13 protein-coding genes are annotated in these 13,146 nt (G+C 45.6%); 12 read left to right on the top strand and 1 reads right to left on the bottom strand.

Going from position 1 to position 13,146, the window contains the following annotated elements; translation table 11 throughout:
- The first annotated feature begins 124 nt into the window (after window positions 1–124).
- Window positions 125–1,198, top strand: a complete 1,074-nt coding sequence (locus KI350_RS02865; RefSeq protein WP_039072919.1) for a M42 family metallopeptidase — start codon at window positions 125–127, stop codon at window positions 1,196–1,198.
- A gap of 52 nt (window positions 1,199–1,250) precedes the next feature.
- Here the strand turns inward: KI350_RS02865 and KI350_RS02860 are convergent, their stop codons facing one another.
- A complete protein-coding gene (locus KI350_RS02860) occupies window positions 1,251–1,697 on the bottom strand; it encodes a YtoQ family protein (protein ID WP_020452614.1) in 447 nt (148 codons plus the stop codon).
- A gap of 290 nt (window positions 1,698–1,987) precedes the next feature.
- On the opposite strand from KI350_RS02860, the gene KI350_RS02855 reads away from it, so the two are divergent.
- From KI350_RS02855 to ccpA, 11 genes are all read left to right on the top strand, one after another.
- Window positions 1,988–2,308 carry a thioredoxin family protein gene (locus KI350_RS02855; protein ID WP_003184462.1) on the top strand — a complete coding sequence of 107 codons (321 nt, stop codon included), beginning with the start codon at window positions 1,988–1,990 and terminating at the stop codon, window positions 2,306–2,308.
- Between the two features lie 19 nt (window positions 2,309–2,327).
- Window positions 2,328–3,137: a DUF1444 domain-containing protein gene (locus KI350_RS02850; RefSeq protein WP_020452613.1), complete on the top strand. Its 810-nt coding sequence runs from the start codon at window positions 2,328–2,330 to the stop codon at window positions 3,135–3,137.
- 18 nt (window positions 3,138–3,155) lie between these two features.
- Window positions 3,156–3,761 (top strand): YtpR family tRNA-binding protein, encoded by a 606-nt coding sequence (ytpR, locus tag KI350_RS02845; RefSeq protein ID WP_039072918.1) that lies wholly within the window; start codon window positions 3,156–3,158, stop codon window positions 3,759–3,761.
- A 184-nt stretch (window positions 3,762–3,945) separates the two neighbouring features.
- Window positions 3,946–6,852: a DNA translocase FtsK gene (locus KI350_RS02840; protein ID WP_039072917.1), complete on the top strand. Its 2,907-nt coding sequence runs from the start codon at window positions 3,946–3,948 to the stop codon at window positions 6,850–6,852.
- Window positions 6,853–7,117: 265 nt separating this feature from the next.
- A complete protein-coding gene (gene murC / locus KI350_RS02835; protein WP_023855512.1) occupies window positions 7,118–8,416 on the top strand; it encodes a UDP-N-acetylmuramate--L-alanine ligase in 1,299 nt (432 codons plus the stop codon).
- Window positions 8,417–8,583: 167 nt separating this feature from the next.
- Complete coding sequence (locus KI350_RS02830) at window positions 8,584–9,006, top strand: DUF948 domain-containing protein (RefSeq protein ID WP_059231756.1); 423 nt, start codon at window positions 8,584–8,586, stop codon at window positions 9,004–9,006.
- Window positions 9,007–9,009: 3 nt separating this feature from the next.
- Window positions 9,010–9,426 carry a YtxH domain-containing protein gene (locus tag KI350_RS02825; protein ID WP_059231758.1) on the top strand — a complete coding sequence of 139 codons (417 nt, stop codon included), beginning with the start codon at window positions 9,010–9,012 and terminating at the stop codon, window positions 9,424–9,426.
- Between the two features lie 20 nt (window positions 9,427–9,446).
- Window positions 9,447–9,773: a bacillithiol system redox-active protein YtxJ gene (gene ytxJ, locus KI350_RS02820; protein ID WP_059231772.1), complete on the top strand. Its 327-nt coding sequence runs from the start codon at window positions 9,447–9,449 to the stop codon at window positions 9,771–9,773.
- Window positions 9,774–9,922: 149 nt separating this feature from the next.
- A complete protein-coding gene (locus KI350_RS22900) occupies window positions 9,923–10,540 on the top strand; it encodes a hypothetical protein (RefSeq protein WP_020452606.1) in 618 nt (205 codons plus the stop codon).
- 211 nt (window positions 10,541–10,751) lie between these two features.
- The gene (locus KI350_RS02810; RefSeq protein WP_003184447.1) at window positions 10,752–11,828 is read left to right on the top strand and encodes a bifunctional 3-deoxy-7-phosphoheptulonate synthase/chorismate mutase; all 1,077 of its coding nucleotides are present in this window, start codon (window positions 10,752–10,754) and stop codon (window positions 11,826–11,828) included.
- A 315-nt stretch (window positions 11,829–12,143) separates the two neighbouring features.
- A complete protein-coding gene (gene ccpA, locus KI350_RS02805; RefSeq protein WP_020452605.1) occupies window positions 12,144–13,145 on the top strand; it encodes a catabolite control protein A in 1,002 nt (333 codons plus the stop codon).
- Window position 13,146 lies beyond the last annotated feature (1 nt).

The raw sequence follows: 13,146 nt of genomic DNA, 5'->3' as shown, positions 1-13,146 counted from the left end.
TCCAAAGCTTGTTTTTTTCATTATACAGAACATGTCCGTCCGTGTTAAGGATGGGCTCTCTTCTGGAAACACATCGCACACTTATGTAAAATGTAGAGAGATACATAAGAAAAGAGGGAAACAGATGAATCAGGAAACGAGAACGCTTTTTCAAACGCTGACGGAGCTCCCCGGCGCCCCGGGAAATGAACATCTAGTCCGCCGTTTCATGAAAAAAGAGCTTGAAAAATATGCTGATGAGATCCTCCAGGACAGACTGGGAAGCGTGTTCGGCGTTAAACATGGACCTGAAGACAGTCCGAAAATTATGGTGGCCGGCCATATGGATGAAGTGGGATTTATGGTGACATCAATCACAGACAACGGACTGCTTCGGTTTCAAACACTGGGCGGCTGGTGGAGCCAGGTTTTATTGGCTCAGCGGGTGGAAATCCATACGGACAACGGGCCGATCCCCGGCGTCATCGCGAGCACGCCTCCTCATCTTTTAACAGATGAGCAGAGGAGACGTCCAATGGATATCAAAAACATGATGATTGATATTGGTGCGGATGACAGGGAAGATGCCGAACGCATCGGTGTCAAACCAGGCCAGCAAATCGTGCCGATCTGTCCGTTTACCCCGATGGCAAATGAAAAGAAGATCATGGCGAAAGCATGGGATAACCGCTACGGCTGCGGACTCAGCATTGAGTTGCTGAAAGAAATGCAAGGAGCAGAACTTCCGAACACGCTTTACTCAGGCGCGACCGTTCAGGAAGAGCTCGGCACAAGAGGCGCGCAAACTGCGGCCAATATGATACAGCCTGACTTGTTTTTCGCGCTTGATGCAAGTCCGGCAAACGATGCGAGCGGCGACAAAAATCAATTTGGCCAGCTCGGCAAAGGGGTGTTGTTAAGGATTTTCGACCGGACGATGGTGACGCACAGCGAAATGAGAAATTTTGTGCTGGATACGGCAGAGACTCATGACATCCCGTATCAATATTTTGTTTCCCCTGGAGGAACCGATGCCGGTCGTGTTCACATCTCAAATGAAGGCGTTCCTTCGGCCGTGATCGGCATTTGTTCAAGATATATCCATACATCTGCTTCCATTATCCACGTTGATGACTACCTTGCTGCAAAAGAATTGCTGCTCAAGCTTGTCAAAGCTTGCGACAGTTCTGCCGTACAATCGATTTTGCGAAATGATTGAACAAAGAGACCCTGTGCCGCTTTACGCACAGGGTCTCTTTTTGATGATACAGCTACCGGCTTTCAAATACGTACGACAACGATTTAATCGCCTGATTGACAGTTTCTACGGTAATGTTCGCTTTGTTTGACAGTTCTTTTAACGGATGATGGAGTGACTCAGGACGGATGATGATCAGCGGCTTGCCTTTGGCAATCGCGTATGAAGCATCCATCGCCGTGTTCCATTGCTTGTATTTTTCCCCGAAAAGAGCGATGACCACATCCGCTTTGTTCATTAAAACGGAAGTTCGAAAATTATTCAAATCCGAGGCTGCATCATCTTTCGCGATCGAATCAGCCTGCTTGCCCATAATTTCTTCACCGATGTTGTCGGAGCGGTCGTGATTTTCCATCGGTCCGACAAACGTGATCGGCAGCTTGAGCGATTTTGCTTTTTCCTTCACTTCTTCACGCCAATTGCTATGTATTTCTCCGGCAAGATAAACGATAAATTCCATACATGCTCCTCCTGACTGTCATGGGATCACGGCGCAAGGCGCCTTAACGGATATTTTTACCCTATTACTTACCATGTTAAACGAGAATGGCTTGATAAAGCAAAAAAATTATGCTTATGATATGAAAGAGGATCGGATCGTTAAGATTTTCCCTTTTTAAAACGGGTAAGATACATAAAGAATCGTCCATCTTTTAAAAAAGCAGGTGGACAGCAAAAGGCTGGATATGGAGCCGGTTGTCTGGTATGATCCGAATGGATGATAAGAACATATATTGGAGGCGTTGAGTGATGAAAACAATCGAGACGAATGAAGAACTGCAAAAAGTTGTGAAAGACGATTTATCCTTGTTGATGTTTTCGGCTGACTGGTGCCCGGACTGCCGTTTTGTAGAACCGTTTTTGCCCGAGCTTGAGGCGAACTATCCGGAATTTACATTCTATTATGTTGACCGTGACAAATTTATTGATACGTGCGCGGAGTGGGACATTTTCGGAATCCCGAGCTTCCTCGTATTTAAAGAAGGAAACGAAATCAGCCGCTTTGTCAGCAAAGACCGAAAAACGAAAGAGGAAATCGAGCAATTTTTGACAGATTCCCTGAATAAGTAGCCGAAAGGAGAGTTCCTCTATGAAAATGACGTCAAGGAAACTTTCCGATATATTAAAAAAACGTTTGCAAAATGACAACTGGTCCTTTCATTTCGACAGGGAAAAAGACACCTTGAGAATCGAGGATAAAAATACAGGAAAAGGCATTACACTCGAACTCCCGGGGATCATCGCCAAATGGGAGCAGAAAAAAGATGATGCGATTGACGAAGTCGTCTATTATACTGAGGAAGCACTCAATGCCATGAAAGGCCAGTCGCAGGAAATGGAAGGGCGGGAAAGTCTCATCTATCCCGTCATCCGATCGACTTCCTTTCCCGAGAAATCCAGTGCAGGCGTTCCCTTGATTTTTGACGGCCACACGGCTGAAACACGAATATACTACGCGCTCGATCTTGGCAACACATACCGGCTGATCGACGAAAAAATGCTTGAAAAAGAGGGCTGGACAAAGGAAAGGATTCGGGAAACGGCTTCCTTTAACCTTCGCTCGCTCCAAACCGTTGTCAAAGAAGACGCAGTCGCCGGCAATCACTTCTACTTTTTCAGAGCAAATGACGGCTATGACGCCAGCAGGGTGTTGAACGAATCGATTCTCGCAGAGTATGAGAAAAGCGCGGAAGGGACACTGGCGGTGTCAATCCCGCACCAGGATGTGCTGATTATTGCCGACATCCGCAACAATGCCGGATACGATATTCTCGGTCAAATGTCGATGAGCTTTTTTGCAAACGGAACAGTGCCGATCACTGCGCTTTCTTTCCTTTATGAGGATGGAAAGCTTGAACCGATCTTTATTCTGGCTAAAAACCGCCCTAAAAAGAAATGATAGAAAGGAATTTTTCTCATGAACGCATTTTATAATCCAGAAGGCGTAGGCGATACGCTGCTCATCTCATTGAACGATATTCCGCGCGAAGAGATCGCTTTTGAGCGCTGCGGAGACGTCGTGAAAATTTTTCATAAAGACACAAAGGAAACAGCTGGCTATAACATTTTTAATGTCTCCTCATATGTGAGCATTGAGGAAAGCGGAGCTGTTGCGCTTTCCGAATCCTTTGTCCAGGATGTGAATGAAATTCTGGTCCGCAACGGTTTGAAAGATGAGCTGACCGTCGATCTTTCTCCGAAGTTTGTAGTCGGATATGTCGAAGAAAAAGAAAAGCATCCGAATGCCGATAAACTGAGTGTCTGCAAAGTGAATGCAGGGAGCGAGACGCTGCAAATCGTCTGCGGAGCTCCTAATGTTGAAGCCGGCCAAAAAGTCGTCGTAGCCAAAGTTGGAGCCGTGATGCCGAGCGGTATGATTATTAAAGATGCGGAACTTCGCGGAGTGGCGTCAAGCGGTATGATTTGTTCTGCCAAGGAACTGAACCTCCCAGACGCGCCGAAGGAAAAAGGCATTCTTGTCCTTGATGACAGCCGTAAAGCAGGAGAAGCTTTTACATTTTAACGGCATAAAATGAACAAAACTTTCGAATAGATGTAAAAAAGAAGCCGCTGGGTAGACAAACTTGGCGGCTTTTTTATTCGGAGGGCGGACACATGAGAAGGACTTGTCCTTTTCTGGGTGGGGAAGCAGTGGTATACTTAAAACCGTCCCCGAAAAATTTAAGGGAGTTAGAGAGTGATGATTCATGAGCTGGTTTAATAAAATGTTCAGCCTGTTTTTAGGCGATGATGAAGATAATGAAAAACAAAAAAAGCACATAGAAGAGTTTGAGGCGGATTCATTTATAGAGAAAGAAGAAGAAATGCCGCAAATTTCCGACGCAAAAGTCGTATATGAATATCCAAAAGGGAAATTCCGCTTCCCGGTTATACCTGATCAAAACTCGCGGCCGCGGGAAAAGGATGACAGCCGCGAACAAAGGACCCGCCGCCCGGCAGGCCGGCACACAGCTTCTCAGCCGAAACCCGGAAATTCCTATCATCATGAAGAGAAAGCGGCGAAAAAACCCTTTAGGCCGTCCGTCATCCCGTCACCGGTTTACGGCTTTCATGAACAGAAAAGAGCCAAACCGGAAAATTATACATATCGTGCAAACAAACAAATGGAAGCGCGTGTCACGCTGTTTAACGAAGAAATTGAAAAAGAGCAGAAGGTTGCCGGAAATAAGCAGCCGGTACGAGAAGAACCTTCCTTGCAAACTGAAAAGAACGGCCGTCCGCTGACTAAAAGCGAGAGTCGCAATCCGACATGGCGAGCCGAATTTGAAGATGTCCCGCATATGTCGGAGGAAACGGATTTCCGCCGAGAGCAAATCACAGAAGGTGGCGAAGCCGCTGAAGAAAAAGTGCTGCGGCATGAATCCGAACGAACGGAAACCCCTGTCTCAACACGTACTCCGGAAGAAACGGAAATCCGCCAAGAGCGAATGACAGAAGACTCTGGGCTCGCCGAAGAGAAAGCGCTGCGGCATGAATCCGAACGAACGGAAACCTCTGTCTCAACGCATACTCCGGAAGAAACGGAAATCCGCCAAGAGCGAATGACAGAAGGCGGCGGGCTTGCCGAAGAGAAAGCGCTGCGGTATGAAGCTGAAGAAGAGACAGCCACCGCATCATGGAACATAACGGAAGAAGAAGCAATTCCCGCCGAGCAAACGCCGGAACAAATCGAAAAGCTTTTGGATCAGATCGAGGAAACCGGAGAAGAGAAGGAAACTGCAGAGGATGCAGAAACCATCGTAGAAGAACATGGGGAGACTAACGGCTCGGACGAAATGCTGCCTGACCCGGAAGCTTCAATTCCAGAAAAGCAGTACACTGGCCGCAGTTCTGAAGTATCCGACCAGAGCGATGGTCCTTCCGATAACAAAAACCGGACAGATTCCAACACGCCGGCTGACGCTCGTGAAGAAACAAGCGGAAGCAGCCAGGCTGGCTGGAGACATGAGCATGCATCATTTTCACCGGAACCGGAAGAGACAGCGTCAAGCGCGGGTGAACCCGAAAACAGCGAACAGGACCGGGAGAGTACAGGGACAGTTGAGGGGCGGCCTGAGGCTCCGCGGAAACGGGAAACAGGAGCTGCTCCGGGATCGAAGAAAGGCTCTGTTCCGTTTAATGTCATGATGCTTGCATCAGATAAACAAAAAGAAAAAGCGCCTCAAGGATATCAGTTCCCGAATATGTCTTTGCTTGATGTGCCTCCGGCGCAAAAGCAGGATGATCAGGCCTGGATACACGAGCAGCGCGAGCTGTTGGACGTCACGCTTGAGAACTTCAATGTCAAAGCAAATGTCGTTCATGTCACCCAGGGGCCTTCTGTGACAAGATTTGAGGTGCATCCTGAACCCGGAGTGAAAGTAAACAAAATTACAAATCTGTCAGATGATATTAAACTCAGCCTGTCAGCGAAAGATATTCGGATCGAAGCGCCGATTCCGGGAAAAAATACGATCGGAATTGAAGTGCCGAATCTGCATAGTAAAATGGTTTATTTGCGCGAAATGATCAGAAGTTCGGAATTCAGAACGAATCCGTCCCCTCTGACCGCAGCCCTCGGACTCGACATTTCCGGAAAGCCCGTCGTGGCAGATCTGAAAAAAATGCCCCACGGGTTGATTGCCGGGGCTACGGGATCAGGGAAAAGCGTATGCATCAACACGATCTTAGTCAGTCTGCTGTTCAAATCGGCGCCGAGGGATGTCAAGCTTCTGCTTATCGATCCTAAGATGGTGGAGCTTGCTCCGTATAATAAAATTCCTCATCTCGTCAGTCCTGTCATCACAGATGCCAAAGCGGCAACTGCTGCATTAAAATGGGTTGTCGAAGAAATGGAGCGGCGCTATGAATTATTTGCCCATTCCGGTGTTCGGGAAATTGAACGATTTAATGAAAAGGTCCGGGAACAGAACATGGGTGAAAAACTTCCTTATCTTGTTGTCGTGATTGATGAACTTGCCGACTTAATGATGGTCGCTCCGAATGAAGTGGAAGAAAGCATCTGCCGAATCGCACAAAAAGCAAGAGCGTGCGGCATCCATCTTCTGATCGCGACGCAGCGGCCTTCAGTTGATGTCATTACCGGCTTGATTAAAGCCAATATACCAACAAGAATAGCGTTTTCTGTATCAAGCGCCGTCGATTCAAGAACGATTATCGATATGGCGGGAGCTGAAAAGCTGCTTGGAAAAGGGGATATGCTGTTCCTGGAGAACGGTTCAGGCAAACCGGTCCGCCTGCAGGGCAACTTTGTTTCCGACCGGGAGATTGACCGTGTCGTTTCACATGTCAGACGGCAGCAGGAGCCGAACTATTTATTTGAACAAGAACAATTGGTCAGACAAAATCCGGCCGGATTTGATCAGGATGAACTGTTTCTTGAAGCGTGCGAATTTGCCGTGGAACAAAACAGCGCCAGCACTTCAAGCCTGCAGCGGCGCTTTCGCATCGGCTATAACAGAGCTGCCAGATTAATCGATATGATGGAAAGGGAAGGCATGATTTCTGAGGCGAAAGGAAGTAAGCCGAGAGAAGTCCTGATTACAAAGGCCGACCTGGAACAGTTAATAGAAAGTAGTTCACTTTTCGGCTAAACATGGTATGATAGCAGATGGGCGTGTTTTTTTTAGAGCGCCGCATATTAAAGCGCCGGCAGCGGCGTTTTAATCCGTTTTTAAGAGCACTTCCGTGAAAGGGTTCAAAAAAATCCTTTACGCAGGAGGTTTATTCACTCTTGAAAATGTCTGATACTGAATATAATGATGACTTTGAAGAAAACGATGCGGCCGAGCTTAGGTTGCAAATTGAAATAAGCGTCATATACTGGGAAGCAGATAGACGTTTGTTGGAGGTACAATTATGACTGTTTATCATTTTGTCGGAATAAAAGGGACAGGTATGAGTCCGCTTGCCCAAATTCTCCATGATAATGGATATAATGTCCAAGGATCGGATATCGAAAAGTACATTTTTACACAAACCGCTTTAGAGGAGAGAAATATCCCGATATATCCGTTTGATCCGGAAAATATCAAGCCGGGAATGATTGTTATTGCCGGAAATGCTTTTCCCGACACCCATCCTGAAATTGAAAAAGCGCGAGCCGAAGGCCTGCAAGTCGTGCGGTATCATAAATTCCTCGGTGACTATCTGAAGAAATTTACGAGTATTGCCGTGACAGGGGCACATGGCAAAACGTCAACGACGGGTCTTTTATCCCATGTCATCCAGAAAGCAAAACCGACATCTTATCTGATTGGAGACGGGACTGGAAAAGGCTGCGAAAACAGCGAGTACTTTGTGCTTGAAGCCTGTGAATACAGAAGGCATTTTCTGAGCTATCAGCCTGATTATGCGATCATGACAAATATTGATTTTGATCATCCCGATTATTTCGCGAATATCGATGATGTATTTGACGCATTTCAAACGATGGCATTACAGGTGAACAAGGGAATTATCGCATGCGGCGACGACGAATATTTGATGAAAATCCATGCGAACGTTCCAGTCGTATACTACGGCTTTGCCGAGGAAAACGATTTTCAGGCGAGAAATGTCATCAAAAATACCGAGGGCACAACGTTCGATGTTTTCGTCAGGAACACATTCTACGATACCTTCTATATACCGGCATACGGCAGCCATAACGTTCTGAACGCTTTGGCCGTTATTGCACTCTGCCATTATGAACAGGTCGATGTCGATATCATTAAAGAAGGATTGCAAACCTTTGGCGGCGTTAAACGCAGATTTAACGAAAAACATGCCGGCAGCCAAGTGTTGATTGACGATTATGCCCATCATCCGACTGAAATCACGGTGACGATTGAAGCAGCCAGACAGAAGTATCCGGAACGGGACATTGTCGCAGTATTTCAACCGCATACATTTACGCGTACGCAGTCGTTCCTGAATGAGTTTGCCGAAAGCCTCAAGAAAGCCGATTACGTATATCTTTGCGATATATTCGGATCTGCCCGAGAAAATGCAGGAAAGCTGACGATCGGCGATTTGCAGGAGAAAATCCCGCAGGCGAAGCTGATCGATGAAAATGACACATCGATTTTAAAGGAGCATGAAAATGCAGTGTTAATTTTCATGGGCGCAGGTGACATTCAAAAGTATTTAAAAGCATATGAAAATGTATTAGCATAATGAGAAAAAGGCAGTGTGAGTCAATCCGCTGCTTTTTTGTACATATGGAGCCGGGAGTTTCTGTTAAAGGAATTCTCCTGTGCGTGTAGAAAAAGTAAATATAAAGGTTTACGATTTAAACAATTGGGTATACATCAATTGTAAGACCTTAGCTCGAGGAGGATAAGATGATTATTATTCTATATTTAAGCGCCGCACTCATTGCTGTCAGCTTTCTTATTCTGGTTATCTATTTATCAAAAACATTAAAATCGCTTCAAGTCACACTCAATCATGTTGCCTCAACGCTGGAAGGTGTTGAAGGACAAATGAAAGGCATCACCGCTGAAACAACAGAGCTCCTGAATAAGACGAACCGGCTCGCTGATGATATTCAGGAAAAATCTTTGAAGCTGAATACGGTCGTGGATGCCGTTCAGGAAGTCGGCACATCGGTCAGGCAGTTTAACAGCTCCATTCAGCAGGTTTCAGAGTCCGTTACATCAGCCGCAGAGCAAAACCGTGAAAAAATTTCTCAAGTTGTCAGCTGGAGCAATGCAGCTTTGGAAATTTGGAATAGATGGAAACAAAAGAAGATGAAGGAGGAATAATTTATGAGTAAAGATGGAATGAATACTAAGGATTTTTTAATCGGCACGTTTGTAGGCGGAATCATCGGGGCAGCCGCAGCTTTATTTTTAGCGCCGAAGTCAGGGAAAGAGCTTCGCGATGACCTCGGAAATCAGGCTGTCGTTTTAAAAGATAAGACTGGAAAGCTCACAAGCGAAGCGAGGGAGAAAGGTTCTGAATACGTCAGCATCGCCAAAGAGAAGACATCTTCGATTTCACAGCTTGTTGCCGACCAGTCTTCACAGATCATGGATAAAGTCAAAGACTTGCGAAACAAAGGTGCCGAAAAAGCTGATGAACTAAAGGAAGAAGCATCGTCTAAAATCGAAGAACAGGCTGAAGAAGCCAAAAATGAAATAGAAGATGAAGCAAGGGAAACAGCAGATACCGTCCAGAAATAATGGAGGAAAGGGAGATCACCGTGTCGAAACAGCTCATTCAAACAGAGGATGAATTTAAAAAGCTTGCAGAAAAAAACGATACATTTATCTTTTTGAAACATAGTGTGACATGCCCGATCAGCAAGCGCGCGTTTGAAGAATTTGAATCATTCGCCAATCAGCATGAAGACATACCGGCTTATTATTTAAAAGTGCAGGAAAGCCGACCGCTGTCAAACTATATCGCTGAGCAGTACGGAATTAAACACGAAAGTCCTCAAGCCTTCATTTTTACAAACGGGAACGTGAAATGGCACGCCTCCCACTCGCAAATTACAGCTCAAGCACTTGCGGAAAACAGCAGATAATCCGCAGGTGAAAACGGCCAAGACGTATAGCGTTTTGGCCGTTTTCTATGTTGTTATGATGCTTTTGCCTCATGGAAATGCCTTTTTAGGAAAATGTATCGTTTGATCAATGGTTGTACGCTATAATTAAAAAAACGGGAGGTGATGACTTGAACACAGAATTAAAGGACATGCTTCAATCCGTTCTAAAAGAAGAATTGAGTCCGATCAATCAGCGTCTTGATGGAATCGACAAGCGCTTAGACAAAATCGACGCACGCTTCGTTGAGGTCGACAAGCGCTTCGATGAAGTGGATGCACGCTTCGCTGAGATCGACAAGCGCTTCGATGAAGTGGACGCACGTTTCGCTGAGATCGACAAGCGCTTCGATGAAGTTGACGCACGCTTCGTTGAGATCGACAAGCGCTTCGATGAAGTTGACGCACGTTTCGTTGAAGTAGATAAGCGCTTCGATGAAGTTGACGCACATTTCGTTGAAGTAGATAAGCGCTTTAACGCAATCGACAAGCGCTTCAAAGAAATAGACGGGCGCTTAAACAAAGTAGAAAACCGCTTAAACGCAATGGACAAGCGGCTGAATCGGCTTGAAACAGATATAGATGAACTGAAAAGAGGACAGGAGAGGCTCCCGAAAACGATCATCGAGAACATCGGACAATTTACGGAGAACATTGTCGAACATGCCGATGATAAGGCGGCTGCCTTGAATGACAGGGTTTTTAGCGTCGAAACCGCAATACAGAGAATATACAGGTTATCAAGTTAAAGAATCAAACAGGATTCTTTTTTTTTATTCTTCCGACAAACACCCGCACAGCAAGGGATAAACCGCATATAATGCTTTATCGCTTAAAAGCGTTTTGGTAATAAAGAATTTTTTCGTGACATTTTAAGAAACATTGTTTATAATAAACCCTAATCAATTGAATCATTCTTATTCTCATAGAGGGTGAAGTTAAAAAGAAAGGATGGATAACATGAGCAACACTGAACTTGATTTGCTGAGGCAGCAGGCGAATGAATTAAACTTGCAAATATTAAAGCTGATTAATGAGCGAGGAAGAATCGTTCAGGAGATTGGAAAAGCGAAGGAAGCGCAAGGCATCAACCGCTACGATCCAGTCAGAGAAAGAGCGATGCTGAACGAAATTATTGAAAATAATGACGGACCGTTTGAAAACTCGACGATCCAGCATATTTTCAAAGAGATTTTCAAAGCTGGACTTGAGCTTCAGGAAGACGATCACAGCAAAGCACTGCTCGTTTCCCGCAAGAAAAAGCCTGAAAATACGATCGTTGATTTGAAAGGCGAAAAGATCGGCGACGGAGAACAAAGATTTATCGTCGGTCCGTGTGCAGTTGAAAGCTATGAGCAAGTAGCCGAAGTTGCAGCCGCAGCTAAAAAGCAAGGCTTGAAACTGCTTCGCGGCGGAGCCTTCAAACCCCGTACAAGCCCGTACGACTTCCAAGGCCTCGGTGTTGAAGGCCTGCAAATCTTAAAGCGTGTTGCTGATGAGTATGATCTTGCCGTCATCAGTGAGATCGTGAATCCGCAGCATATTGAAGAAGCCATTGATTACATTGATGTTATCCAAATCGGCGCCCGCAACATGCAAAACTTCGAGCTCTTAAAAGCCGCCGGTTCAGTGAAGAAGCCGGTTCTGCTAAAGCGCGGACTTGCCGCAACGCTGAAGGAATTCATCAATGCAGCGGAGTACATCATGTCACAGGGCAATGATCAAATCATCCTTTGCGAACGCGGAATCAGAACGTATGAGACAGCGACTAGAAATACGCTTGATATCTCAGCTGTGCCGATCCTGAAGCAGGAAACTCACCTTCCTGTATTCGTGGATGTCACTCATTCTACCGGACGCCGCGACTTGCTGCTTCCGACAGCAAAAGCAGCGCTTGCGATCGGAGCTGACGGCGTCATGGCCGAAGTTCACCCTGATCCTTCTGTCGCGCTTTCCGACTCTGCTCAGCAAATGGATATCCCGACATTTGAAAAATGGTTAAATGAACTGAAGCCGCTCGTTCAAGTAAAAGCATAAGATTCGTTTATGGACCGCTTTCGAGCGGTCCTTTTTTTAGTTGTCATCAAAAATTGTCGAAAAAATGTCTTATTTTTAATTAAAAAGCTGTTTATTCTTATTTAAATTAATTATAAAAATAAAGGGAACGTTTTCATATTAGGTAAAACCGTGTATAATTTCAGAGAGCCCCTTTTGTTTTGGCAGGTTATGAAAAATAATGTAAACTTGAGTTCTGTTTATTTTATATAAAGTTTTACATTTTGACATTTCTCTACATGAAAATGTTTATGCTATAGGAAAAGAAAAGTGTACCCAGTTGAAGGAGTGGTAAAAATGAGTAATGTGACAATATATGATGTAGCACGCGAAGCAAATGTAAGTATGGCAACCGTTTCCAGGGTTGTGAACGGGAATCCGAACGTCAAGCCGACGACGAGAAAGAAGGTGCTTGAAGCTATCGAGCGTCTTGGCTATCGTCCAAATGCTGTGGCAAGGGGCCTTGCAAGCAAAAAGACGACGACTGTCGGCGTGATCATTCCCGATATTTCCAGCATCTTTTATTCAGAGCTGGCGAGGGGAATCGAAGATATCGCAACGATGTACAAGTACAATATTATTTTGAGCAACTCCGACCAGAATATGGACAAAGAACTTCATCTTTTGAATACGATGCTGGGAAAACAAGTTGACGGTATCGTCTTTATGAGTGGAAATGTCACTGAAGAGCATGTGGAGGAGTTTAAGCGGTCACCAGTTCCGATCGTGCTTGCGGCATCTGTTGAAGAAAAAGGGGAAACGCCGTCGGTTGCGATCGATTATGAACAGGCGATTTATGATGCGGCTACCATGCTGATTGAAAAAGGCCATAAGCGCCTTGCGTTTGTATCAGGACCTATGACTGAGCCGGTCAATCAAGCGAAAAAACTTCAAGGCTTTAAAAGAGCGCTTGAGGATAAGGGGCTGACATTTAAAGAAGAGTATGTCGCAGAAGGCGATTATACGTACGATTCAGGAATGGAAGCGCTGGAGGCGCTAATGAAGCTGGATGAAAAACCGACGGCCGTCCTGTCAGCGACAGACGAAATGGCACTCGGCGTTATTCACGCAGCACAGGATAAAGGACTGGCTATTCCGGATGACCTTGAAGTGATCGGCTTTGACAATACAAGGCTTTCATTAATGGTTCGGCCGCAGCTGTCGACTGTCGTCCAGCCGACGTATGATATCGGTGCCGTAGCGATGAGACTTCTGACAAAGCTGATGAACAAAGAGGAAGTCGAAGAGCATATTGTCCAGCTGCCGCATCGCATTGAACTCAGACAATCAACAAAATGAT

This window comes from Bacillus sp. J41TS8, assembly GCF_018333035.1.
Taxonomy (GTDB): domain Bacteria; phylum Bacillota; class Bacilli; order Bacillales; family Bacillaceae; genus Bacillus; species Bacillus paralicheniformis.
The sequence above is the reverse complement of the archived record's forward strand: the minus strand, read 5'-3'. Positions and strand labels throughout refer to the sequence as shown.

Excerpts from the sequence above, each read along its gene's own strand:
- KI350_RS02850 (WP_020452613.1), top strand. The coding sequence starts at position 2,328 with ATGAAAATGACGTCAAGGAAACTTTCCGATATATTAAAAAAACGTTTG.
- KI350_RS02810 (WP_003184447.1), top strand. The coding sequence starts at position 10,752 with ATGAGCAACACTGAACTTGATTTGCTGAGGCAGCAGGCGAATGAATTA.
- murC (WP_023855512.1), top strand. The coding sequence starts at position 7,118 with ATGACTGTTTATCATTTTGTCGGAATAAAAGGGACAGGTATGAGTCCG.
- KI350_RS02840 (WP_039072917.1), top strand. The coding sequence starts at position 3,946 with ATGAGCTGGTTTAATAAAATGTTCAGCCTGTTTTTAGGCGATGATGAA.
- ytpR (WP_039072918.1), top strand. The coding sequence starts at position 3,156 with ATGAACGCATTTTATAATCCAGAAGGCGTAGGCGATACGCTGCTCATC.
- KI350_RS02830 (WP_059231756.1), top strand. The coding sequence starts at position 8,584 with ATGATTATTATTCTATATTTAAGCGCCGCACTCATTGCTGTCAGCTTT.
- KI350_RS02825 (WP_059231758.1), top strand. The coding sequence starts at position 9,010 with ATGAGTAAAGATGGAATGAATACTAAGGATTTTTTAATCGGCACGTTT.
- KI350_RS02855 (WP_003184462.1), top strand. The coding sequence starts at position 1,988 with ATGAAAACAATCGAGACGAATGAAGAACTGCAAAAAGTTGTGAAAGAC.
- KI350_RS02865 (WP_039072919.1), top strand. The coding sequence starts at position 125 with ATGAATCAGGAAACGAGAACGCTTTTTCAAACGCTGACGGAGCTCCCC.
- ccpA (WP_020452605.1), top strand. The coding sequence starts at position 12,144 with ATGAGTAATGTGACAATATATGATGTAGCACGCGAAGCAAATGTAAGT.
- KI350_RS02860 (WP_020452614.1), bottom strand. The coding sequence starts at position 1,697 with ATGGAATTTATCGTTTATCTTGCCGGAGAAATACATAGCAATTGGCGT.